Origin of the sequence: Synechococcus sp. R6-5, from assembly GCF_047461775.1 — a bacterium.
Lineage (GTDB): Bacteria > Cyanobacteriota > Cyanobacteriia > Thermostichales > Thermostichaceae > Thermostichus.
Genome location: NZ_JANSHV010000081.1, coordinates 1 through 21509, shown reverse-complemented (window position 1 = coordinate 21509; position 21509 = coordinate 1). Strand labels below are relative to the sequence as shown.

Genomic DNA, 21509 nt, shown 5'->3' with positions numbered 1-21509 from the left:
GTTTTGCACCTCGATCAACACCAAGGGAAGGGTGCCGGGGTTTTCCAGGCGGTGCTTGGTGCAGGGGGGAATGTAAGTGGACTCGTTGGAGCTCAGCAGCATCACCTCTTCTCCACGGGTCACTTTCGCTGTGCCCCTGACCACGATCCAGTGCTCGCTGCGGTGGTAGTGCATCTGCAGGCTGAGCCGATGGCCGGGCTTGACCTCGATGCGCTTGATCTTGTACATCGGGCCTTCATCCAAAACCCAGAAGGATCCCCAAGGACGGGTTTCTGCTTGAGAGGGTACCAGCTCAAGCGCTGGAACTGCTGCTTCATTCACGTCCCGCACAGCCTGCAACATAAGATCATGTCCTTGCAAAGTCGTCCCCATCCTCTCTCAGAATCCGAGAACCCCTCATCGACAATCTGGCTGAATTGGCCTACGCCAAAACTCGTAGAAAAAGACTCTCAAGACAGGGAATGCTAGTCTAGCCCTGTGTCCAGTTCCCAGACACGTCAGCCCATCCCCATACTTTTTCTGAAACTTGTTCTCATCAGACAACTCTTAAGGCTTGATTCGCTGTTGAATGAGTTGCCTTCTAACTTCTTGAAGTCGTTAAAGCAACCCATGTTTCTCACCAAGCTCAGGGCTTTCTTGCGGCTCTTCGGGTCTACCGGGATCCTGTTTCTGCTGCTGGCTGGCCTTCTGTGGGGTTTGAAGGAAGGCTGGAGCTGGGTGAGCTTGGAGATGCAGTTTCTTGGCTACAAGGGATCCGTGGCGGCCTTGGGGCCGGATCCGCGCCTGCCCGTTGTGGGCACCACCTTTCCTCCCTTGCTGGTGATGGTCACGGCCATTCTGGGACGATCCCCGCTGTTGTTGCAGACTGTCTTCGGCTCTCTGGTGCTGGGCTGGGTGTGGCGGCAGTTACGCCGTTTGCCGGTGGAGGTGGGATGGTGCTGGCTGTGGGGTTTGTTGATGGTGGTGCAGCCGACTTTGATCTTGATGCTGCTGCGCAGCCCTGTTTGGACAGCCACAGCAGGGTTGGTGGGGGTGAACATGGCCCTGCTGTTTCCCTTGAGTAAAGAGGAGCAGGCCAGGGCAGAGACTGGGGCGGATTCTGGCGAGCTGCCCATTGCGCTACGGCTACTGCTCATTGGGCTGGCGCTGGGGCCTCTGATGGTGCTGCGTTGGGAAAGTGGGTGGCTGCTGCCCTGGGTGGCAGGGGTGCTGCTGTTGGCTTTTCGCAAACAGTCCTGGGGTTTTCGGCTGGCTTCGCTGCTGGTGGCAGGGTTTATCAGCCTGGCCCTGATGTTGAGCTGGCTGTACGTGAACTGGCTGTCGGTAGGGGATCCCTGGGCTTTCACCTACCAGGTGGGCAGCGGTCTGCGGCTGCCGCAATTGCGGGAAGACTTGCAGCAGGCGGGTGGCTGGCGGGGGGTGCTGGAGGCTGGGAAATGGCTGGCGGTGCTGGCCCCTGCCTATCTGCTGTTGGGGCTGGGATCCCTGCTGGGCCGAGGCCCGGGTCGCTGGGTATGGGCTCTGGTCTGGGGGATGCCGCTGGTCATCCTGCTGGCTTCTCTAGGGCAGGGGCTGTTTTTGCGGGAGCTGAGCCGCTTTGGCCTTTTCTGGGTGCCGCTGCCTTTGCTGATGGGCGCCTACTTGTGTCGCGGAGCCGGCCCCGGCTGGGCTAAGCGCCTGTTGATCACTGCCCTCTTGGGGTTGAACTGCCTCACTGCCGGTTATGGGGTGAGCCAAGAGCCGGGTTTCGTCATGCCCCTGGTGGCCGAGGAGCGGGATCTCTGGGAGCGGCTGGTGGCAGGGTTAGTGCCCCTTAGTGGCGAGTTGGAAGCTGCCCAAAACCTGTATGAAGTAACCTCTGCTGGGCAAGCCCTAGAAGACTGGCGGAGGCTGCGGCAGGAAAAGCGCCAGGTTGGGCAGTATCTCTATCGCCACCTGTTGCCCGGACAAAAAGTGCTGGTGGACGACGACATCCACTTTGAGGCTATCTTTTGGGCAAGGGATCCCCGCTCTTTCCTTACTCCTCACCAGTACGAGTTTGCCCTGGCCCTTCAGCATCCCCAGGAAAGGGTGGACTACCTCTTGGTAGCGGGGCTGGCGGATCCCTTGCGGAGCGCCGATCGCATCCTGCAATTTTGGCCTGAGCTCAATTTTGAGGGGCTGCCGGGCTTCAGGGAGGTTTATAGCTCCCCCCAAGTGCGGCTGTGGGCTCGCCAACACCAAGAGGAACCGCAGGAGGAGAGGAGATGAAAAGGAGACGATCCTGGCAGCGGCGACAGGTGCTGCAAGCGGGCGGAGCGCTGCTGGCTGCCTATGGGGTTGCCGGCTGTGGCCAGGAGTTTTTGAGTCAGCAGGGGAGTCGCAGCCCGGAAAATGCCGAGACGGGAAGCATGAACTTGTCAGAGCTGCTGGCCCGCTGGCAGGTGGGCATTGGCGAGGATCCCGGTCGCTTCCTCTGGGAAATCGAGTCGGATCCGCAGGTGGCGGCAGTGGCGCAGGGGTGGGATCCCCATTTCCTGAGCGGCTGGCTGAACAGCTTTGATCACCGCCAGGGGGATCTCTCCTTTTGGCGCAACTGGCACCAGGCCGGGCTTTTGCGGCAGTGGTTTGAGCGGGGCTATACCCTCCACATCATCACCTGGGAAGACGACACCCACCGCCCCTGCGGCGACTACCACATCTCCAAGCAGTTTGTCCAGGATGTAGCCGAATTGGCCGGCTATATCGCTCAAGCCAACCCCCAAGGCCGCCCTACCTATTGGAGCCTGGCCACGGAGTTTTCCTATTGGCGGATCCCAGCAGATACCTACAACGCCGACACTGCTTTCTACTACCAAGCCCTAATGCGCAATGTCCTCACAGCCCGCCAAGCCATCAAGGAGCGGCTGCCGGCAGCCGAAGTAGCCCTGTGCTGGGGGGGCTGGATTGCCACCTTTGACGACCCTTCCCGGGGGGCAGGCCGCAGCATGGTGGAGCCCTTTGCCGAGACCCTGAGCCGGATGGACGGGATCGCCTTCCAGTCGATGCGCCAGCGGCGGCCAGGGGAGTTTAACCCAGAGCTGAACGGCCCGGATCCCGGCAACCCAGAGCAAATCCGCCTCTGTTGCCGCCTGTTTTCCCCTATCCACTCCAACCTGATGTTGGCCCACTACGAGCCCTCCATCAAAGACAAGCACCCCAGTGGCGGACGGGCCGACACCGTCCATACAGACTTTCAGCTCATGAGCCAGCCGGAGTGGCTGCGGGAAGTGTCTCAACTGGGGCTGCGGCACCTGTCCTTGATGCACTACGGCCTGTATAAGGGGGATCCCTTCGGAGCGCTGACCGCCGCTCGCCAATTCCGGGCACAGGTGGGCCTACCGGCTGCCACCTCATAGTTAGCAGTCGTTCCAAAGCCGGTTTTGTCCCGGATCTTGGCCCAGAGCTTAATCCTGGGGATACAATCCCCCTGAAGCTGCCGGGATCCCTGCCATGGAGAAGCTGAGATTTCTAAGGGCAAGCCTGCTGGTGAGTCTGGTGGTCAGCACAATGCCGCCGGAGCTGCCGGCCTGGGCAGGATGCGGTTTTCCCCGCGGTGCCGGCAAGACTTTTTTTTCGCTGCAGCCGGAGGTCTATCGGCCTCGCACCCGCTTTGATCAGGGGGGACGCCTGCAGCCGGCCCTTTCGGAGTACGGAGAAACCCGCCTCAACCTTTTCGCCGAGACTGGCCTTAGCGATCAGCTCACTCTCAACCTCAACACCAGCTACGTTTTCATCGAAAATCGCTTTGCCAGCGGGGCTGACACCGTTACCCAGCGCAACCAGGGCCTGCGGGATCTGGAACTGGGCCTGCGCCATACTTGGGGGAACGGGGATCCCTTCTTCTCGGCTCAGCTAACGGCCTTGATCCCGCCCGGATATGCCACCCAAGACATTCCCCTGCCCTTGGGGTACGGCGTCTTCGGCTATGATCTCAAAGTTGGGGCGGCAGCCAATACCCAGTTGGGATCCCTGCCTGCCTTTTTCGACTCCTGCCTCACGTTCCGGGACTACCTGGGCTATCCCGGCGATCGCCTCAAGGCCAACTTAACCCTTGGGGCCGATTTGACTCCTGAGCTGCAGGCCATCCTGGCTTTGGATGGAGATTTTACCTTGGGCAACGGTGCACCTTTGCTGTTCGGAGATTTGGCGGTTCAGGATCCCGACTACGACAACCTCAAGCTTTCGGGCCAGCTCAACTGGCGGCTGGAGGGAGGGTTAACGCTGGGCTTGGGGGGGTTTCAGTTCCTGGCCGGTCGCAACACCAATGCCGGCGGCGGCTTTACCGGCTATGTGTGGCTAAGTTACTAAAACCCAACAAAATGTTGCAGGACATCCCCTACGGTAACAGGGATCCGCAGGGGCAGATCTAGGATGAGTCTTGGCAAACTACGGCCCGGAGAACGGATCCCATGTCTCGATTTGAGAACCTCATTGCCGCCATCGATGGCAGCGGCCCCACTGAGCAAATGGTGCATACCCTTCTGTCTCTGCCGGCCTTTGCCCAGTGCCACGTGACATTGCTGCATGCGGTGCCTTCCCAGACCTCTGCCGAGGAGATGCGGGCTGCCTGGCAAAAGGGGCAGGAACTGCTGGCCCAAACCCTGCAGACTTTCCCCCCCCGCCCAGGGCTAAAGATCAGCACGCAACTGGTGGAAGGGGATCCCAAAGTGGTGGTGCTGCAGGTGGCCGAGTCCCTGCCCAATCCGCTGATTGTGATGGGATCCCGGGGACGCAACCGCATCCTGGCCATTTTGCAGAACTCGGTGAGCCAATATGTGTTTCAGCTTGCCTCCTGCCCCATGCTGTTGGTGAAAGACGACGCCTACGTCAAATACCCCAGCCATGTCATGGTGGCCCTCAACAACTCCCCCGCTGCCCAGGCCGCCTTTGCCACGGCCCTTGACTTGATCTCCGGCATTCAAGGGGCCCAGATCTTCCTGGCCTCTGTGCAGTTGGATGCCGACAACCCAGGCAGAGATGAGGCCCTAGATCGGGCAATCGACATCCTCAAAAACCGGCAAATCGGCCACCAGGTGTTGACGGCTGTCGGGGATCCGGCTACGGAGATTGTCCGCCTGGCTGAAGAAAGCAAGGCCGATCTGCTGGTGATGGGATCCCCGGATCGCCGGCCCAGCATTGCCCGCAGCATCCCCGACCTGGATCGGCTGCTGGGGCGTTCCATCTCCGACTATGTGCGGGTGCACATCGGCTGCCCAGTGCTGATGGTGCGCTCCGTCCAAGACTAAACAGGACTCAAGAGCGAGGGATCCCTAAGGCAAGATAGAGCGGTGCTCTGTAACTCGGTCGCTCTGCTGCTGGCGATCCGGGCTGACGGCCCAAGCTTCAAAGATCAGCTCGGGGACGCCTGGGGGAATGGTCATGCGGGTTAAAGCTTGCCACTGCCCCTGATCGTCGCGGGAGAAGTCCAGCAACCAGCGGGGGCCATCCACCAACGAGCGGGTGCGGCCATGCTTGACCCAAAACTTGATCCAATAAGGTGGCTGGGAGGCGGCGCCGGCGGCGGAGGCAGGGGCCAAGGCCGGCAAACGCAGCACCACATCGAAATTGTCGCCCGCTCGCAATTGCTCAGGCACCAGCAGTTGTGGCGCCGGGCACACTTCTGGCGGCGGGGGCGAGTTTTTGGTGTCCTTGCTGGTGGCAGGCAGGGCGAATGCAGGCGGAGGTGGGGTGGCCGGGCTCCCTGCTGGGGCTGGCAGGGCGGCATCCTCGCCCATTGGCTCAGCTTGGGGGGGTGAGGGAAGAGGGGAAATCGGCGCCGCAGGCTGGGGGTTAGGTTCGGGTGCGGCCTTAGCAGAGGGCTCTGCCGGCTGAGTCGAGCCGGGATCCCCTCCAGCAGGAGCACTGTGCTGCCAGATGCGCAGCAGCTTTTGCAAGGTTCGTTCGGGAGAGAGCAGGGTTGCGGTCGAGGCAGGACTGGCAGCATCGGCCAGCCTCTCTTCCTCTTGCTGCTGCGGGAGGGGGATCCCTGCGCCAAGAAGTCCTGCCTCTTGGCTGCGACAGCGAATGGAAAAGGGGATGGTCAGGGTCTGAGGCGACGGCTCTGGATCCCACCAGGAGGAGGGAGTAAGGGCCAGTTCTCCCCGTAAAGGACGGGCCCACACTTGGCTGGGCAGGGTGATGGGGATGCTGAACACCGCCGTCCGCGCCCCCGCCGGGAGTTGAATTTGCCGTTGTCCCTGGAAAAGCGGCCTCTCCTCCCCTTCTGGCCAAACCTGTACCCGCAGCTCGCCGCTGCAGCCGATCCGCCCCGTCAACACCAGCACCTCCTCCGGGGATCCCTCCAATTCACTGTGCATTAGGGAAAACAGCTCTGGCGGGATGGCGACCTCTTTTTTCTGGGGGGGCTCAAACCCGGCCTCTTCAGCCACCGGGGCAGGGATCCCTCGTTCCGGCTCCAGAGGGGCAGGCACAACCTGAAAACGGAGACAATTGTCCAACTCGGTTTCACCGAACAGTTCTGCGATCAAGTCGGCATCTCGGCAGTGCAATTCCCAAAACCCAGGGGTGAGGCGGCTGGCAGGCAAAATAATGCCGATCCCTTCATCGTTGGTGCGCACAGAACGGGTTTGGACTTGTGGGGGAGTCGGGGCGGTGTCAGGGCCCTGATTCTGCGACGACAGAGGACGCTGCCGGACTTCCACCGTGATGGTGAAGTGGGGCTGAGGCGAACGGGCAACAATGGTGTAGGTATCTTCTTCCAGAACTGCGCCCTCGGCTGGTACCGGCTGCCAGTCTTCTTGGCCGTCGCGCCGAACCCAAAAATTCAACATGGCTCCATCACCTTAGGTGCTCCGCACTGCTGACCCGAATGGGATGCCAGATACTTAACCAGATCGGCTTGCAAAAGGGTTTGCTGTTGCCCTGTAGGCAGGTGCTTAAGCTGTACCTCTCCGGCTGCAGCTTCCGCATCCCCTAGCACAACAGCCCAAGTTGCGCCGCTGCGGCTGGCCCGTTTGAACTGCTTGCCAAAGGCGCTGCCGCTCAGATCCAGCTCGGTGCAGAAACCAGCTTGGCGCAGCGCTTGAGCGATCCGGAGGGATTGGGCCTCAGCCTTCGCCCCACGGGAGATCACGTAAACCTCGACCGGTGCTGGCGGAGCCTCCCCTTGTTTCTTTTGCAACAGCAGCACCAGCCGCTCCATGCCGACGGCCCAGCCCACCGCTGGGGTAGAAGGTCCGCCCAGCTCTTCCACCAAGCCGTCGTAGCGACCACCCCCACAGACGGTACTCTGGGATCCCAAGTCAGGTGAGACGATCTCAAAGGCGGTGTCGGTGTAGTAGTCCAGGCCCCGCACCAAGTAGGGATCCAACTGGTAGGGAATGTCCAACATCTGCAGGTGATCTTGCACCTGCTCGAAGAAAGCCCGCGATTCTGGGCTGAGGTAATCTGGCAGCTTGGGGGCCCCCTCGGCAATCTCGCGGGTGCGGGGATCCTTGCTGTCTAGAATGCGCAGCGGGTTGCGGGTGAGACGCTCTTGTGAGTCAGGATCCAGCTTCTCCCGCAAGGGAGTGAGGTAGTCCACCAGGGCCTGGCGATAGGCCCGCCGATCCTGCGGATCCCCCAGGGAATTGAGCCGCAAGCTCAGGTTCTCCGCCCCCACCGCTTGCAACAGCTCCCAGGCCAAGGCGATGACTTCCGCATCGGCGCGGGGATCCCGGCTGCCCAGCAGCTCTACCCCCAACTGGTGAAACTGGCGTTGCCGCCCCGCCTGGGGACGCTCATAGCGAAACATCGGCCCACAATACCAGAGGCGTTGCACATCTCCAGCCGTTTGCAGCCCGTGCTGGATGTAGGCCCGCACCACACCTGCTGTGTTCTCTGGGCGCAGGCTCACCTCTTGCTCGCCACGGGTGCTGAAGGAGTACATCTCCTTGCCCACCACGTCGGTGGCACTGCCAATGCTGCGGGCAAAGAGCTCCGTCAACTCCAGGATGGGGGTGCGAATTTCTTGGTAGTTGGCCCGTCCCAGGATCTCTCGGGCGCTGGCTTCCACCTGCTGCCAGAGCCGCACCTCCTGCGGCAGAATATCTCGGGTGCCCCGCACCGCCTGGATCATCTCCATTCTCGTTCTCCCTCCCTGGGGTGGGCCTGGCCGCCTGCTATGCCAATGGCTGTTCTCGTCAAAGGACTCCGTCCCGCTGACGCAAACGGCCTAGTTATTGATTATCGGCGACAACACTCCCCGTCGCTAGCGGAGCCAAATGACCCCGATCCAAGCTCGAGTCCAACCAGGAGTAGGTGGCGGCAATTTGGCTGGTGGCAACAACAGCGGCGGTGGTAGCTCGCAAGATGGTAGGGCCAAGGGAGACGGACACTCCCCCATATTCCTCAGCCTGCCGACGTTCGGCAACCGTCCAGCCCCCTTCTGGGCCAATGGCTATGGCCAAGGCCGGGATCTGCAGCTTTGGCAGGGCTTGCACCAGCGGGGGCGCTTTGTGCCGAGCCACGGCTATACCCCACCAGAAGGACTCCGTCCGAGTAGCGCGAACGGCTTGCAGCTCCGCCAGCCAACTTGTCCAAGGGGTGGGGGGATCGACCTGAGGCCAGCGCAACCGCTCACATTGTTCTGCGGCCTCCCGCACAATTTTTTGCCAGCGTTCCTGCCGCCCAGATCCCGGTTCCAACACGGTGCGCTCTGTCAGCAGGGGGGTAATTCGCGCCACCCCCAGCTCGGTAACCTGGCGGAGCACCTCGTCAAACCCCTGCCCTTTGACCACCGCCAAGCCCAGATGCAAAAAAACGGGCAATTCCCGCGGCAGCGTCTCCACCTCGCCCACAACTCGGGATCCCTGGGCTTGCCAACGGGCCGCCCACAGCTTGCCTGAGCCGTCCAAAACCAAAAAGAGATCCCCTGGCCTGAGGCGGCGTACCCGCTGCAAGTAGTGCTGTTGCAGACCAGTTAAATGGAGAACACCGCTGGGATCCCGCTGCGCCGGGTCAATCGCCAATCGGGGCAAAGCGCTCAGGTCATGCGTGCGTTCAGACAACACCATTCCCCCCGTCGCCAGAGGGCTGCCACCACCCATTCGTTGGCCTCCAGCATCTCCGCCACCAACTTGGCCTGCTCGATGAGGATGCCGCTGAGGATCAGCCATCCCCCCTCCTTCACCACCAGCCGAAACTCCGGGATCATATCCAGGATCACATCTGCCAGGATGTTGCACACCAGCCCATCCACCATTTCGGGAATCTGCTCCAGGCTGCCCTGAGCGACCACAATGCGATCCGTCAGGCCGTTGAGATCGCGGTTTTGCATCGTGGCTTGCACCGCCAGGGGGTCGATGTCCACCGCAAATACCCGCTTCGCCCCCAGCAGGGCCGCCGCCAACGACAGAATCCCGGATCCACAGCCCACATCGGCCACAGTCACTCCCTCGGCACCCCCGCCGCCCTCCAGGCGCATCTCCAGCGACTCCAGACAGAGCTGCGTGGTGGGGTGAGTGCCCGTGCCGAAGGCCATACCGGGATCCAGCTGCAACAGGTGACGACCGGGGTGAGAGGGCGGCTCCAGCCAGGCCGGACAAATGAGCAACTTGTCCCCGACCCATTGGGGCTGCCAGTGCTGCTTCCAACTGCTGCTCCAATCTTCCGCCTCTATGCGTTCCCAGCGCAGCTTCGGAACCCGCTGACCGGCAATGAGGGCATCCTGCTGCAGGCGCAGGGAGAGGGCTGCCAAATCCAGGAGGCTGACGTGAGGCCAAGGCAAATAGGCGTGAATGCAAATCTGATCTTCGCCATAGGCTTGGCTGGTCATGCCCCGACAGCCAAAATTCTCCAGCCGCCAAAAGATCAGGTCTTCTTGGGCAGGGGAGGCGATGAGACTGAGATCCCACCAAGCACCAGCGGGGTCCAGCGCTTGTGCGGGCGAAAACGGAGTGGGATTGGCAACAGTTCTGCTCACAGGGATCCCTTCACAAACCTAGGGAAAAACCAAAGTGATGGCCAACAAGATAGCGCTTCATGTCACCCAGCCGGCCAGCACTCAATGCGGCACTTTATATCAAAAATTGCAGCACTCTACTCAATCCATAGTTTAGGCTTTAAGAGCCTACTCCAGCTATCCCGGCTATCCTAGGATTTGAAGGCTTACGCCGTCGGTTCAGCAGCGAAAAAAGGGGGGGAGCCCCCCCAATTGGGGGATGACCCTCAGCGGCTCTTTGGATGACCAGCTCAGCCCTGTGAGATAGATTAAGTCCAAAAGCATTGAACAAGAATTGGATGCAGCGTTGACATTCGTTCCGAGCCTCAGTGATTTTGCGGATAGATGGGGTTTGGCTAGGGCGTACTGAGCAACGATGTAAGGATGAAGAAAGAGCAATGCAGGTGGCGAGGTCGATGTCAACTGATGAGCAATCAGCACAGCAGGGCACTCCCCAGCCCAAGGTGGCTTCTCTAGGAGTTGCCGGGGATCGGGAAGCGCGGAAGAGGGCTGCCCATGAAGATCTTCAGCCGCTCAAAGTCAGCACCCGCAAGGACTCCGTGCCGCTGACGCGATCCGCTCTGATGCGGCGTTTTAACCAGAGCTTTCCGCCTTTTTACAGCCAGTTTGTCAGCAGCGAGGTACAGGCCCAAAATCTGCGCTTGGCCTACGCCCTCTACCAAACCCGCAAGGCGGTGGTACAGATGCAGGACGAAGGTCGCAAGACGGTGGTCTGTCTGGCCTACCGCAACCGACCTTCTCTGCTCAGCGATCTGTTTGGGGTGTTCACTGCTTTTAATCTCTCGGTGCATGGCATTCATCTCTATGGGCAGATCTACTCACCGCACCTGGTGTTTATCCGCACCATCGTCTCCCGCGATGGCCACAGCCTATCTTCCCAAACCAAGCTCAGCCTAGAACGGGCCATTCACGAATGCCTGGCAGGTGTGTTTCGCGTTCATGAAACCTTGGCGCTGGAGTTTGATCTCAAGGCCGGACTAAAAGACGTGCAGGTTTCTTTTTATTTTGACCCGGTGTTTCATTTGCCCACACTTTTGGTGGATGTGGACAACCAGCCGGGCGCGTTTTACCGGGTGATGACGGCCCTCGCGCAGGAGGATTTGACCGTTGTTAACCTCAACTTGATGCTCCGCCGCAAGCAGACGCGCTTTATTTTCTACTTGCTGGGGCCGGATTCAACTCCAACCATGCCGGAGTTCTTAGGGCAAAAATTGGCGTTGAGCATCCAGCAGCGGCTGCAAGGGGATCCCGTCTAGATCTGCATAGGACTGGGAGGCAAATCGAAAAGGACGGTGTTCATGTAGCGCTCTGCCCAGGCGGGGCCAAAAGCTTTTTCCAAAACGCGGCGGGTGCGGTCGTTCTGCTGTTGCTGGCTGCAATAGCGCTGCTGCCCCTGGTAGTGGGCCAAAATCTGGCCGGGATCCGTCTGCGGGGGAATCTGTTGCGCCAACCGACAGTGAATTTCCAAGTAACGGCAGGCAAAGTGCAAAAAGCGGTCGGCCTCTGCTTCGTCGGCAGGACGGACGAACAGGCAGTAGGGAGAAAAAATCGTGCCCCACTCCGGCAACCGGCGCCGGTGTTGGAAAGGGACGAGATGGGATCCCAACGCTTCCAGCTCTTGGATATAGAGATCGGGCAAGCTGGGGGTCACCGGCGAGAGATCGACAATGGCGGCGCTCACCTGTCCGCGACCGACCACAATGTCGCAACCGAACAGCGGCAGCGGGTACTGCGGCTGCGGAAACATAACGCAATGGAGAATGTCCAGGCTTTGCCCGGCCTGGGCCAGCTCCAGGTGCAGTTTGCGAAAGGGATCCCCTTGGTAGCAGCGGTTTTCAATTTGCAATTTCTCACCCTCTAGGCGGCCTTCCACGTAGCCCAGATCTTCAGGCAGAGGATAGGGGGCTAGGGTGAGGGTAGATCCCCAAACGTTCAGGATTGCCTCAGATAAGCCCTGAATGAGCGGATGCAGTTGGGCAGAGAGAGCAGGAGCGGTGAACATAAGACTCTAGAAGAAAGGCCAAGAACCCCATCCAACCTTGACCTTGGCTCCATGCCAAAGTGTTATGGGGGAACCGCACCGCTGATGCGAAGGGCTTGGGTGGGATCCCCAAAAATCCCAGAGGCCCTAGCTGGGCAAGGCGTTCTAAAACTGTATGCCTGAAGACGGAAGGGGTGGGATTCGAACCCACGGTGACCTTGCAGTCACAACGCTTTTCGAGAGCGTCACAATCAACCACTCTGTCACCCTTCCAGTCAGCTGTGGGGCTTTACCATCTTAACGGCAAACCGAGTCTCCTGCTTCTTCCCAGCCTCAAAGCCAAGCTTGTCTCCTCCCGCGGGATGCGGTTGATGGGAAAGTGCTCCGCACCGCTGGCGGGAACGCCCAGATGAGATCATAGGGATATGGCTGCTCTATCCATTCACCACTTTCGCCAGGCCAAACAGGCGGGTCAACCTTTGGTGGCCCTCACGGCTGCCGACTACGCCACCGCTCAGATTTTGGATCAGGCTGGGATCGACTTGATCCTGGTGGGCGACAGCTTGGCCATGACCCACTTGGGGTATACCAGCACCCTGCCCCTGACGCTGGAACAGATGCTCCATCACGCCCAGGCGGTGCGCCGCGGGGTAGAACGGGCCTTTTTGGTGGCCGACTTGCCCTTCTTGACTTATCAAGTCCACAAAGAACAAGCTCTCCTCTCAGCAGGGCGGTTGATGAAGGAGGCAGGAGTCAACGGGGTCAAGCTGGAAGGGGGTTACCCCGACATGGTGGAAACGGTGGCCTTTCTGGTGCAGCGGGGGATCCCGGTTTTGGGTCACATCGGCCTCACTCCGCAGGCCAAACATCAACTGGGGGGCTATCGCCAGCAGGGAAAAACCACTCCGGAGGCGGAGCGTCTGCGGCAAGAAGCCCTCAGCCTGGAGCAAGCAGGAGCATTTGCCCTGGTTTTGGAGCACATGCCGGCGGAATTGGCTGCCCAAATCTCGGCCCAGGTGGGGATCCCAACCTTGGGCATTGGGGCCGGGCCGGCTTGCGATGGGCAGATTTTGGTCACCCACGACCTGCTGGGGCTGAGCGAGCGGCTCCCCCCTTTTGCCAAGGCCTATACCAATTTGAGACAGGCGATCCGAGAAGCGGTGGAAGCTTTCGCCGACGATGTTCGCCAAAAAGTATTTCCCCCCCGCTGAAGGGATCCCTTACCCATTCAAAGCTTGGGCAGAGGTGCTATGCCTACGGCACCTCATACTGCTACCTACTGCTACGCAATGCTTATGGGAACGGGAACCGCACCGCTTTCTCAAGGCTGGGCAAGGATAGGGCGACCTCAGGGATCCCTGAGCAGCACCGTCCCGGTCACCGCAGCACTTTGACCCAACCGGTCGAAGACCCGCAAGCTGAGCAGGTAGGAGCCGGGCACCAAGCTCAGGGGAGGGCGAATGCGGAAGCGGGTTGTACAGAACACCTCTCCAGACACACAATTCACCTGGGCTGCCGATAGCGTCTGCACCTCGATCCCTGACCACGACACCTGAAACGCCAGCTCCGCCGGGATCCGGCCCGGCACCGATACCGAAACCCCCAGCTCCAAAAAGCCGTTCCGATGTACCACAGAAGGAATATCGCTGCTGGTGATCAAAGGCGGCGGTGGAGTACTGGCCGTCAGCGCATCGGCACCACAACCGACCAAGGCCACACCCAGCAGGCCCAGCACCCATCCCCAAGGTTTGGATCCCAGCTTCATCACAGGGTTCATCTGAAAACTCACCTTCTCAGTATAGAGGGTGGGGATAACAGGCTTAGCGTCCTTTTCGAGAAAAACTAAAAATTCACGCCACATATAGTGGCAAGCTGGATTTTTGCCCAAACCATCTGCTACAGTAAGGCCCATAACCTGTCGAGCAGCCTGGATATGGAAGGGGAAGAGGAGCTAAAAGCCTTGCGGGCGCGGGTGCGCAACCTAGAGCGATCCCTCGCCGAATCGGAAGCGCTGTCATTGCAGCAGATTGAGTGCATCCATCGCCTGGAACATCAACTGCTGGAAGCACAGGCCCAGATTCAAGAGCGGGATCAAGCTTTGCAAGCGTGTCAAGAGGAGAAAGCGCGGCTGGCCCAGCGCCCTACCCCAGAGGCTTTTCAGCTTCAGCAACAGCACATCGAAGAACTGCAGAATCTCCTGTGGGAAATGGAGCGCCGTCCAACGCTGGAGCACTACCACATTCTGCAGCAGCAGTTGCAAACCAGTCAGACGGAAATTGAAACCCTCAAGGCGGAATTGCAGCGGCGCGTCGATCCGGCCCGATTTTACCAACTGCAGCAGGAGCTCCTGGAGCTGAAACAGCAGGCCAACCAATTGGGAGAATACGCCGTCAAGTTGCCGCAGGTGCAGCTTTTGCAAGCCCAACTGCAGCTCCGTGTACAGCAGCTAGAGGAGGAAAAAGCACAATTGCAAGCGCAAATCCAAGAGTTGGCTGCTCGACCTTCTGCACAAGAACTGGAAACCCTACGGGCGGAGCTAGAGGCTGCCCACCGCCAAGCGGAAGCCGAATGGCAGCGTTTGAAGACCCATCTGGAAACCGAAAAGGCACACATGGAAGCTGACCTGAACACCGCCCGGCAACGTATTCGCGAGCTGGAAGAGCGTCCTACCCCAGAGCAATGGGCACGCTTGCAGGCGGAGCTGGATCATCTGCGCCAACAGGCCTCTTTTGCCAAGGCCGAGCGGGCCACCTTGCTGGAAGAGCTGCAGCAGAGTCAGCGGCAGCAGGCCGAGCAAGCCCAACAGATTGCCAAGCTGGAAGCGGAAGCAGCCCAGGCCGCCCACCTCAGGGAAACAGAGTCCTCACAGGCGCAGCGAATCCTTGCCCTGGAGGAGCAGGTGCAGGCTTTGACCCGCGAGCTTGGTGCTTTGCGAGCCGAGCGGGATCAGCTCATGCAAGAGTTGGCCCAGCGTCCCACCCTTGCCCAGTGGCAGGAAGTTCAGCAGCAGGTGCAGGACACCCGAGAAAGCCTGGAAGCAGCCCGGCGGGGGCGAGAACTGGCCGAGGCCCATCATCTGGTCAGCCAAAAGCAAATCGAGAAGTTGCAGCAGCAGGTGATGGCTTTGAAAACCGAGTGTGTGCAGGCCCACGCCTACGCGCAAACCCAAGAAAAGGAAGTGGCCCTGCTGCAGCAGCGCAATCAAGAACTGGAAGAGCAACTGGCCACACTGCGTCAGTCGGCCTCCGCTTCCCCTCAGCCAGCGGTTGTCGAGCCCAGGTCGAATCATCGGGCCCAGGAACGGATTCCTGCCGCGGCTGACGAGTCTGCTCCTTCCCCGGCCACCACCTGGAGAACACCCACCCCAGGGATCCCGCCGCTCACCCTGGACGAGCGGGAAGAAAGTGCCCCGCTCGGCTGGCGCCAACGGACAGAAAGGCTCCTGAAACGCTCCGCTTTGGCCGCTTCACGGGCAGGAGGGGAAACGGGCAGTCGCAACCGGATTGAGTTGCCGACTTTTGTGCAGCGGCGGCCCTACTGAGCGCTCCATTCTCGGGGATCCAACCGTTCTCCAGCTTGAAAACGAGGCCAAGCCCAGCGCAACAGGGCTCCCAGCTGGGCATGAAACCGCTCTGGGGCAAATTGCAGAGCATGGGCCCGAATCCGCTGCGGATCCCATTCCTGTCGATCCGCCTGCCGCAGCCCTTCCACCAGCGCTTCCACACTGGCCTCGGGAATGAGGATGCCGGTTTGGCCGTGGATGACCGTCTCTTGGGCACCTCCCCGGTTGAGGGCAACCACGGGGCGGCCGCAGGCCTGGGCCTCCACTGCCACTAGGCCAAAATCCTCCTCCCAGGGGAACAGCAGCAGCCGGCAATTGGCTAGCAGTTCCCGGAAACGATCGGGGGGCTGATGGGGCAAAAACTCCACCTGCGGCCCCGCCAGTCGCTTGAGCCGAGCCAGCTCCGGCCCTTCGCCCACAACCAGCAGCCGACGACCCAGCCGTTCACAGGCGGCAATCGCCAGATCCACCCGTTTGTAGGGCACCAGTCGGCCTGCCACCAGGTCATAATCGGCGCTGGGATCCGCCACCGGCTCCAACCCCTGCAGCGGAACGGGCGGATAAATGACCACAGCCTCGCGGCGGTAGAGCTTGGCAATGCGGCGGCGAATGTGCTGGGAGTTGGCGATCAACAGATCTGGACGTTGAGCTGCCAGAAAATCCCACTGGCGCAGGCGGTGCAGCAGCCATTGGCTAATTGTGCGAATGGGCCCGATTCCCCCCAACCCTTCTCGCTGCAGATACAGCTCCCGGTTCTCCCACAGGTAACGGGTGGGGCTGTGGATATAGCTCAGGTGCAGGGTAGAGGCTCCCGTCAGGATCCCTTTGGCAAAGGCGTGGCTGCTGGAGATCACACAGTCATAGCCGGAGAGGTCGAAGCTCTCATAGGCCAACGGCATCCAGGGCAGCAGATACTTGAGGCGGGCATGGTAATCAGGGCGCAGCACCCCCAGCCACTTGGCCCAGCCTTGCAAAAAGGAGGTGTGAATTGTCAGCTCCTGCCAGCTCGGCGGCAGGGTGTGAGCGGAGAAGAGACTGACGTAAAGGGGGGCCTGGGGGGCAAAGGCCACCAGCTCCTGCAAAACCTTTTCCGATCCCCCCGGCCAGATCAGGTACTCGTGCACCAGGGCCAGGCGCTCAGGCCAAGCGGGATCCCGGCTGGGAAGAGTGGGGACAGCCACAGGAAGGGATCCCCAAGGCTCAGGCACTGTCAGGACTTGGCAGAGCGGCGCTTTTTGCCAATTGGGCCGCTCACCTGCTTGGCTTTCTCGTCGATCCGCTCATTGATGTAGTTGTAGATCTCGCGGAAGCGAGGCAGGGCCCGCATCTCCAAGCGACTGCCGTCCTTGAGGGTGAGCACCATGTCTCCCCACACGCCCAAGCCACGGGGCACCATAACCACCTTGGCAATCTCGCCGTAGATTACATCTGAGCGCTCCTTGCCGCCCCATCCTCCAATCACGGTGATGCGACGATTGGTAATCCGATAGTGTACCCACAGCTTACGCACCAGTGCCCCCACAAACAGAGGCAAGCCGACAAGTGTAGCCCCAATGAAGGAGTTCAACACCAAATCGCCACTGTGGGGGCCGCCCTCAAAAAAAACCTCCTCTTGCACCGCCATGCCGAGCACCACCCAGTTGTTCAGAGGGTTACCGTTAACGATCTTAAACGATTTCTCAGCTTTCCCCAACTGGGGCTAACGGCAGGTTCGGGATTGGGTCAGCCTTCGGACGGCTTGTAGGGAACGGCAGGTGGCCAAGACCAGGTAAACAAACAACACCATCACCACCACCGCCACCGCTGCGGCTCCGGCATTACCCAGCCAGCCCCACCCTTCCAGCCCCGTCAGGGCCACCAAAGCCCAAGAAGCCGGGTGCAGCATTCCCCCCAACAGGAGAATTTGCGAGAGCATTTGCCCAGCCGTAAAGCGGGATCCCAGCACCACCAGGGCCAGTCCGCCGCCGATGTTGATCAACCCCATGTTGCCCAAAAAGGCGTAGCAAATGTGCCAGGCGTACTTTTGTTTGGGCACCTCCTGCCAGAGGAGGGGCTCGGCAGGGATCCCCGAAGCCTCCTGGGGGGCGAGCGGCAACGGCTGAACTTGGCTGAGGATCCAGCCGAGGACAATGGCGGCAACCAGCATCGCTACGCCCGCCTTCACGTTCAGCTTGCCGGGGATGGTTAGCTCGGGGTGGGCCAACATCGCAGATCCTCCTGCAACCCGTCCTAGCCTATCCTGTCTTTGCCCCAAATTGGCCAACAGCCTCAATCCCTTGGATAGAGCAGTGTGCCGCAGCGCTTGCAGAATTGGGCATCCCCATCGTGCTGGGAGAGGCCACAGCCTGGGCAGGCCCACTGTACCGAGTTGCCGCTTTTTACCAGTTGCTTGATCAACTCCCCCACTTGCCAAGGGATCAGGGCTATGCCCGTCAAGATCATCAACACTGTCAGCAGCCGGCCCAGCTCAGAAGTGGGGGTGAGATCCCCAAACCCCACCGTGGTCATGGTAACGACGGAAAAGTAGAAAGCATCCAAAAAGGTGGCAAAAGCGCCAGGATTCACTGGATGTTCTACCTGGTAGATCAGCCCAGAGTAGACGAAAACAATGGCAAAGAGGGTGAAGAAAATGCGCAGCAAAATGCGGCTATCGGCGGAGATCACTTGCCCAAACAGGGTTTTGCCCTCCACCAAGCGCAGCAGCCGCAGGATGCGAAACCAGCGCAAGAGGCGGATGAAGCGAATATCGGTTAGCCCGGCAAAAAAGGGCAAAATGGCCAGCAAATCGATGAGTGAATAGAGGCTGAAGACGTAGCGCAGCTTTTGCGGGGCCGCCGCCAGGCGGAGCAGATATTCCACCACAAACAGGCCGAGAATGAGGCGATCCACCCGCTCCAGCCCAAGACGCACCTCAGGGGGAACGGGATAGGTTTCCACCACAAAGAAGGTGGACGAACAGAAAACCAGCGCCGCCACCAGCAAGTTCACCCAGCGGCTTTCCGGAGTGTCTTGATCCCCCCAATAGCGCTGGAGGATCCCAGAATGGGCAAGATCGAGATCAGCTTGGGTGGGGAGAGTGGTCACAAACGGGATCCAGCTGGGAAGATATCGAGAGAGTTTCCTTTCAACGCCCATCAGGCGCATACTAACTAAGCTAATGGAAACTAGCTCACAGAGCGAACTTCCCCTAAGCAAACGTCCAGGCTTTGGGTGTTAATTAGGTGTTGAGTCGATGTTGCCTCCTATCGTACTGGCCTCGCAATCCCCTGCCCGCCGCCAATTGTTAAAGGCTGCCGGGATCCCCCATCGCGTTCAACCCAGCTACTTCGACGAAAGCCAAATCCAGAGCTCTAATCCGGTGGAGCTGGTGCAGAAGCTGGCCTCGGCGAAAGCCGAAGTGGTGGCGGCCCAGCAACGGGAGCCCGTCTTGGTTGTGGGGGCCGACTCTGTGCTCTACCTAAATGGCGAGATCCTAGGTAAGCCGCCCAATGCCCTAGAGGCGGAACGGCGCTTGCGGCAAATGCGGGGCGAAGTGGGAGAGCTCTACACAGGCCATGCCTTGATTGACACGAAGCAGAACCGCCGCCTCACCCACTATGCGGTGACGCGGGTGTTTTTTGCCAAGCCCAGCGACGAGGAAATCCGCGCCTATGTGGCCACCGGTGAGCCGCTCAATTGTGCTGGCTGTTTTGCCATCGATGGCCGCGGCAGCCTGTTTGTGGAGCGGATCGAGGGGTGCCCCGGCAATGTTATCGGGCTGAGCTTGCCCCTGCTGCGGCGCATGATCCAGGAGTTGGGCTATTCCCTCACCGATGCTTGGAGCTAGCCGTCGAGGTGTTGCTTGAGCAGGTCGTTGGCCAGCTTTGGATCCGCCCGTCCCTGGGTTTTTTTCATCAATTGCCCGACAAAGTAGCCGAAGAGCTTGGTTTTGCCCCCCCGATACTGCTCCAGTTGCTCTGGATTCTCCGCCAACACCTCAGCGATTATCTGCTCCAGAAGATTGCTATCCGAGATTTGGGTCATGCCTTTGGCTTCCACCAGGGCGCGGGCCGATCCCCCTTTTTCCAGCAGTTCCGGCAGGATCTCCTTGGCGATTTTGCTGGAGATGGTGCCCTGCTCGATGAGGCCAATCAGCTCGGCCAGGGTTTCCGGCTCCAGGGCAATGTCGGGATAGTCCAGCTTGTGGGTGTTGAGGTAGCTGGCAATGTCGCTCATCATCCAGTTAGCGGCTGCCTTCGGATCGGCCCCGGCGGCGATCACGGCTTCAAAGTACTCGGCAGTATTGCGCTCGTCGCTGAGGTAGCGGGCATCGTACACCGAGAGGCCGTACACCTCCTGATAACGTCGCCGCTTCACACCGGGCAATTCCGGCAGCTCTGCCTGCCAGCGGGTTTTCTGCGCTTCGGTAACGCGAATGGGCGGCAGATCCGGCTCCGGGAAATAGCGATAGTCGCTGGATCCCTCTTTCTTGCGCATGCTGATGGTGCGCTGGCTGTTTTCTTCCCAAAGGCGGGTCTCTTGCACGATCCGCTCGCCCGCCTCCACAACCTTGACCTGGCGGTTGAATTCGTACTCGATGGCCCGTTGGATGGCGTTGAAGGAGTTCATGTTTTTAATTTCCACCTTCGTGCCAAAGGTCTGGGATCCCAGCGGACGCACCGAGATGTTCACATCACAGCGCAGGGATCCCTCCTGCAGGTTGCCATCGCACAGCCCGGCATAGCGCAGGATGCGGCGCAGCTCTTGCACATACTCGGCTGCCTCTTCCCCGCTGCGGATGTCCGGCTCGCTGACGATCTCGATGAGGGGAACCCCCGCCCGGTTGAAATCCACCAAAGAATAGCTGGATCCCGATAGGCGATCGCTGCCAGCATGTACCAGTTTGCCCGCGTCTTCTTCCATGTGCAGACGGGTGATGCCGATGCGCTTGGTGCGACCGTCGCTGAGCTGGATCTCGATCCAGCCGTGGGTGGCAATTGGCAGGTCGTATTGCGAGATTTGGTAGTTTTTGGGCAAGTCGGGGTAAAAGTATTGCTTGCGGTCGAACTTGCTGTAGGGGGCAATGGTGCAATTCAAGGCCAAACCGGCTTTGACCGCGTACTCCAGCACCTTTTCGTTCAACACCGGCAGGGTGCCGGGCAAGCCCATACAAATCGGGTCGATATTCGTGTTGGGGGGAGCGCCAAATGCCGTCGCGCTGCTGGAAAAGATCTTGGAGCGGGTGCTGAGCTGGCAGTGAACTTCCAACCCGATCACAGCTTCATATTGCACTTTGGCGGGGGCAGCAACAGTCATGGGATAGGAAAAACTGGCGGTGTAACCATTCTAGTGCGACCTTGGGGGATCCCAGCTCACAGACAGTTTCTGGGGACGGCAGCCCAGAACCCAGGACGAGGCCGGAGCAGCCCAGCTTGAAGCAGATCCTCAGAACAGCGAAACTTCCTCAAACGGTAGGGCGAATCTCAAAAGTGGGTAGACCTTCCGGCGGCTCGGAACGTTGCTCAATGGCCTCCACAACCGAACCGGGGCTGCCCTGTTGGCACCAGCGCAGCATGGCCTCCACCGCAGCAGGGGATCCTTCAAAAACAGCCTCGACGCGACCATCCCGCAAGTTGCGCACCCAGCCGCCAACACCGGCATTGCGGGCCATGGCTTCGGTGTGGGCGCGAAACCCCACCCCCTGAACCCGCCCCCGTACCCAGACGTGAACGCGAACCCTGTCACTCATGCCGACGGGGATCCCTCCGTTGTGCTGCAGGGTTCTGGCGACTCGGTCGGCTCCTCCGGAGTCTCTGAGGTCTGCCGATCCAGCCACCCCACAAGAACGTTGACCAGGGCAACCAAGCCTAGGAGCCCCAGCGAGATCCCACAGGCATACCCAATCGCTTGCCACAGCACGGAAGACATGAACCCAACCTCACGAACGCTTGTGCAGAGGATCCCACCCTTCATGCACCGTGACATCCTCCCGGCGCTCGTCCTAC

The 21509-nt window shown here is 60.2% G+C and carries 22 protein-coding genes and 1 tRNA gene; 8 read left to right on the top strand and 15 right to left on the bottom strand.

Annotated elements, in window-relative coordinates; all coding sequences use genetic code 11:
* A partial coding sequence (locus NW818_RS05045; protein WP_414351497.1) for a phosphomannose isomerase type II C-terminal cupin domain occupies nt 1–342 on the bottom strand: 342 nt, incomplete at its 3' end.
* A 267-nt stretch (nt 343–609) separates the two neighbouring features.
* On the opposite strand from NW818_RS05045, the gene NW818_RS05040 reads away from it, so the two are divergent.
* The 4 genes from NW818_RS05040 (at nt 610) to NW818_RS05025 (ending at nt 5267) form a co-directional block, all read left to right on the top strand.
* The gene (locus NW818_RS05040; RefSeq protein WP_414423980.1) at nt 610–2250 is read left to right on the top strand and encodes a hypothetical protein; all 1641 of its coding nucleotides are present in this window, start codon (nt 610–612) and stop codon (nt 2248–2250) included.
* Complete coding sequence (locus NW818_RS05035) at nt 2247–3377, top strand: hypothetical protein (RefSeq protein WP_414344739.1); 1131 nt, start codon at nt 2247–2249, stop codon at nt 3375–3377. Before NW818_RS05040 ends, NW818_RS05035 begins: the two co-directional genes overlap by 4 nt.
* Before the next feature lie 94 nt (nt 3378–3471).
* Entirely contained in the window at nt 3472–4329 is an 858-nt protein-coding gene (locus NW818_RS05030) for a hypothetical protein (protein WP_414351494.1), read from the top strand.
* A 101-nt stretch (nt 4330–4430) separates the two neighbouring features.
* Entirely contained in the window at nt 4431–5267 is an 837-nt protein-coding gene (locus NW818_RS05025; protein ID WP_414423979.1) for a universal stress protein, read from the top strand.
* Nucleotides 5268–5291: 24 nt separating this feature from the next.
* Here NW818_RS05025 and NW818_RS05020 read toward each other — a convergent pair whose 3' ends face one another.
* The 4 genes from NW818_RS05020 to prmA form a co-directional block, all read right to left on the bottom strand.
* Nucleotides 5292–6812: a hypothetical protein gene (locus tag NW818_RS05020; RefSeq protein WP_414374172.1), complete on the bottom strand. Its 1521-nt coding sequence runs from the start codon at nt 6810–6812 to the stop codon at nt 5292–5294.
* Nucleotides 6806–8104: a histidine--tRNA ligase gene (hisS, locus tag NW818_RS05015; RefSeq protein WP_414423978.1), complete on the bottom strand. Its 1299-nt coding sequence runs from the start codon at nt 8102–8104 to the stop codon at nt 6806–6808. The genes NW818_RS05020 and hisS overlap by 7 nt, the downstream gene beginning before the upstream one ends.
* 94 nt (nt 8105–8198) lie before the next feature.
* Complete coding sequence (locus NW818_RS05010) at nt 8199–9035, bottom strand: 16S rRNA (uracil(1498)-N(3))-methyltransferase (protein WP_414423982.1); 837 nt, start codon at nt 9033–9035, stop codon at nt 8199–8201.
* Nucleotides 9005–9895: a 50S ribosomal protein L11 methyltransferase gene (gene prmA, locus NW818_RS05005; protein ID WP_414423981.1), complete on the bottom strand. Its 891-nt coding sequence runs from the start codon at nt 9893–9895 to the stop codon at nt 9005–9007. Before prmA ends, NW818_RS05010 begins: the two co-directional genes overlap by 31 nt.
* Before the next feature lie 482 nt (nt 9896–10377).
* On the opposite strand from prmA, the gene NW818_RS05000 reads away from it, so the two are divergent.
* Nucleotides 10378–11238, top strand: coding sequence for a hypothetical protein (locus tag NW818_RS05000; protein ID WP_414423977.1), 861 nt, complete (start codon nt 10378–10380; stop codon nt 11236–11238).
* Here the strand turns inward: NW818_RS05000 and NW818_RS04995 are convergent.
* Both NW818_RS04995 and NW818_RS04990 read right to left on the bottom strand, forming a co-directional pair.
* Nucleotides 11235–11984, bottom strand: a complete 750-nt coding sequence (locus NW818_RS04995) for a phycocyanobilin:ferredoxin oxidoreductase (RefSeq protein WP_414423976.1) — start codon at nt 11982–11984, stop codon at nt 11235–11237. The two genes, NW818_RS05000 and NW818_RS04995, sit on opposite strands and share 4 nt — an antisense overlap.
* A gap of 165 nt (nt 11985–12149) precedes the next feature.
* Nucleotides 12150–12236, bottom strand: a tRNA-Ser gene (locus NW818_RS04990).
* A 152-nt stretch (nt 12237–12388) separates the two neighbouring features.
* Between NW818_RS04990 and panB the strand changes: the two genes are divergently transcribed.
* Nucleotides 12389–13174 carry a 3-methyl-2-oxobutanoate hydroxymethyltransferase gene (gene panB, locus NW818_RS04985; RefSeq protein WP_011432343.1) on the top strand — a complete coding sequence of 262 codons (786 nt, stop codon included), beginning with the start codon at nt 12389–12391 and terminating at the stop codon, nt 13172–13174.
* Nucleotides 13175–13311: 137 nt separating this feature from the next.
* Here the strand turns inward: panB and NW818_RS04980 are convergent, their stop codons facing one another.
* Nucleotides 13312–13740, bottom strand: a complete 429-nt coding sequence (locus NW818_RS04980) for a hypothetical protein (protein ID WP_414407945.1) — start codon at nt 13738–13740, stop codon at nt 13312–13314.
* A gap of 156 nt (nt 13741–13896) precedes the next feature.
* Here NW818_RS04980 and NW818_RS04975 point away from each other — a divergent pair, with 156 nt between their 5' ends.
* A complete protein-coding gene (locus tag NW818_RS04975; RefSeq protein WP_414344756.1) occupies nt 13897–15504 on the top strand; it encodes a hypothetical protein in 1608 nt (535 codons plus the stop codon).
* Here the strand turns inward: NW818_RS04975 and NW818_RS04970 are convergent.
* The 4 genes from NW818_RS04970 to NW818_RS04955 all read right to left on the bottom strand — a co-directional run bounded on the left by NW818_RS04970 (nt 15498) and on the right by NW818_RS04955 (nt 18609).
* Complete coding sequence (locus tag NW818_RS04970; protein ID WP_414423975.1) at nt 15498–16706, bottom strand: glycosyltransferase; 1209 nt, start codon at nt 16704–16706, stop codon at nt 15498–15500. The two genes, NW818_RS04975 and NW818_RS04970, sit on opposite strands and share 7 nt — an antisense overlap.
* Before the next feature lie 29 nt (nt 16707–16735).
* Nucleotides 16736–17149 (bottom strand): PH domain-containing protein, encoded by a 414-nt coding sequence (locus NW818_RS04965; RefSeq protein ID WP_011432347.1) that lies wholly within the window; start codon nt 17147–17149, stop codon nt 16736–16738.
* Between the two features lie 75 nt (nt 17150–17224).
* The gene (locus NW818_RS04960) at nt 17225–17731 is read right to left on the bottom strand and encodes a hypothetical protein (protein ID WP_011432348.1); all 507 of its coding nucleotides are present in this window, start codon (nt 17729–17731) and stop codon (nt 17225–17227) included.
* 62 nt (nt 17732–17793) lie between these two features.
* Nucleotides 17794–18609, bottom strand: a complete 816-nt coding sequence (locus NW818_RS04955) for an ion transporter (RefSeq protein WP_414344758.1) — start codon at nt 18607–18609, stop codon at nt 17794–17796.
* 148 nt (nt 18610–18757) lie between these two features.
* Between NW818_RS04955 and NW818_RS04950 the strand changes: the two genes are divergently transcribed.
* Complete coding sequence (locus NW818_RS04950) at nt 18758–19351, top strand: Maf family protein (protein ID WP_414390339.1); 594 nt, start codon at nt 18758–18760, stop codon at nt 19349–19351.
* On the opposite strand, the gene gatB is transcribed toward NW818_RS04950, so the two are convergent.
* The 3 genes from gatB to NW818_RS04935 all read right to left on the bottom strand — a co-directional run bounded on the left by gatB (nt 19348) and on the right by NW818_RS04935 (nt 21432).
* Nucleotides 19348–20820 carry an Asp-tRNA(Asn)/Glu-tRNA(Gln) amidotransferase subunit GatB gene (gene gatB, locus NW818_RS04945; protein ID WP_414423974.1) on the bottom strand — a complete coding sequence of 491 codons (1473 nt, stop codon included), beginning with the start codon at nt 20818–20820 and terminating at the stop codon, nt 19348–19350. The genes NW818_RS04950 and gatB overlap by 4 nt on opposite strands.
* A gap of 148 nt (nt 20821–20968) precedes the next feature.
* Nucleotides 20969–21253 (bottom strand): acylphosphatase, encoded by a 285-nt coding sequence (locus NW818_RS04940; protein WP_414351467.1) that lies wholly within the window; start codon nt 21251–21253, stop codon nt 20969–20971.
* Nucleotides 21250–21432, bottom strand: coding sequence for a hypothetical protein (locus NW818_RS04935; protein ID WP_041436250.1), 183 nt, complete (start codon nt 21430–21432; stop codon nt 21250–21252). Before NW818_RS04935 ends, NW818_RS04940 begins: the two co-directional genes overlap by 4 nt.
* Between the last annotated feature and the right edge of the window lie 77 nt (nt 21433–21509).

What these genes read in the sequence shown, in the direction of transcription:
- hisS (WP_414423978.1), bottom strand. Translation starts at nt 8,104, where the DNA reads ATGGAGATGATCCAGGCGGTGCGGGGCACCCGAGATATTCTGCCGCAG.
- NW818_RS04980 (WP_414407945.1), bottom strand. Translation starts at nt 13,740, where the DNA reads ATGAACCCTGTGATGAAGCTGGGATCCAAACCTTGGGGATGGGTGCTG.
- NW818_RS05030 (WP_414351494.1), top strand. Translation starts at nt 3,472, where the DNA reads ATGGAGAAGCTGAGATTTCTAAGGGCAAGCCTGCTGGTGAGTCTGGTG.
- NW818_RS04965 (WP_011432347.1), bottom strand. Translation starts at nt 17,149, where the DNA reads ATGGCGGTGCAAGAGGAGGTTTTTTTTGAGGGCGGCCCCCACAGTGGC.
- NW818_RS04935 (WP_041436250.1), bottom strand. Translation starts at nt 21,432, where the DNA reads ATGTCTTCCGTGCTGTGGCAAGCGATTGGGTATGCCTGTGGGATCTCG.
- panB (WP_011432343.1), top strand. Translation starts at nt 12,389, where the DNA reads ATGGCTGCTCTATCCATTCACCACTTTCGCCAGGCCAAACAGGCGGGT.
- NW818_RS04960 (WP_011432348.1), bottom strand. Translation starts at nt 17,731, where the DNA reads ATGTTGGCCCACCCCGAGCTAACCATCCCCGGCAAGCTGAACGTGAAG.
- NW818_RS05035 (WP_414344739.1), top strand. Translation starts at nt 2,247, where the DNA reads ATGAAAAGGAGACGATCCTGGCAGCGGCGACAGGTGCTGCAAGCGGGC.
- NW818_RS05025 (WP_414423979.1), top strand. Translation starts at nt 4,431, where the DNA reads ATGTCTCGATTTGAGAACCTCATTGCCGCCATCGATGGCAGCGGCCCC.
- NW818_RS05010 (WP_414423982.1), bottom strand. Translation starts at nt 9,035, where the DNA reads ATGGTGTTGTCTGAACGCACGCATGACCTGAGCGCTTTGCCCCGATTG.
- NW818_RS05040 (WP_414423980.1), top strand. Translation starts at nt 610, where the DNA reads ATGTTTCTCACCAAGCTCAGGGCTTTCTTGCGGCTCTTCGGGTCTACC.
- NW818_RS04940 (WP_414351467.1), bottom strand. Translation starts at nt 21,253, where the DNA reads ATGAGTGACAGGGTTCGCGTTCACGTCTGGGTACGGGGGCGGGTTCAG.
- NW818_RS04975 (WP_414344756.1), top strand. Translation starts at nt 13,897, where the DNA reads ATGGAAGGGGAAGAGGAGCTAAAAGCCTTGCGGGCGCGGGTGCGCAAC.
- NW818_RS05020 (WP_414374172.1), bottom strand. Translation starts at nt 6,812, where the DNA reads ATGTTGAATTTTTGGGTTCGGCGCGACGGCCAAGAAGACTGGCAGCCG.
- NW818_RS04995 (WP_414423976.1), bottom strand. Translation starts at nt 11,984, where the DNA reads ATGTTCACCGCTCCTGCTCTCTCTGCCCAACTGCATCCGCTCATTCAG.
- NW818_RS05000 (WP_414423977.1), top strand. Translation starts at nt 10,378, where the DNA reads ATGTCAACTGATGAGCAATCAGCACAGCAGGGCACTCCCCAGCCCAAG.
- NW818_RS04950 (WP_414390339.1), top strand. Translation starts at nt 18,758, where the DNA reads ATGTTGCCTCCTATCGTACTGGCCTCGCAATCCCCTGCCCGCCGCCAA.
- gatB (WP_414423974.1), bottom strand. Translation starts at nt 20,820, where the DNA reads ATGACTGTTGCTGCCCCCGCCAAAGTGCAATATGAAGCTGTGATCGGG.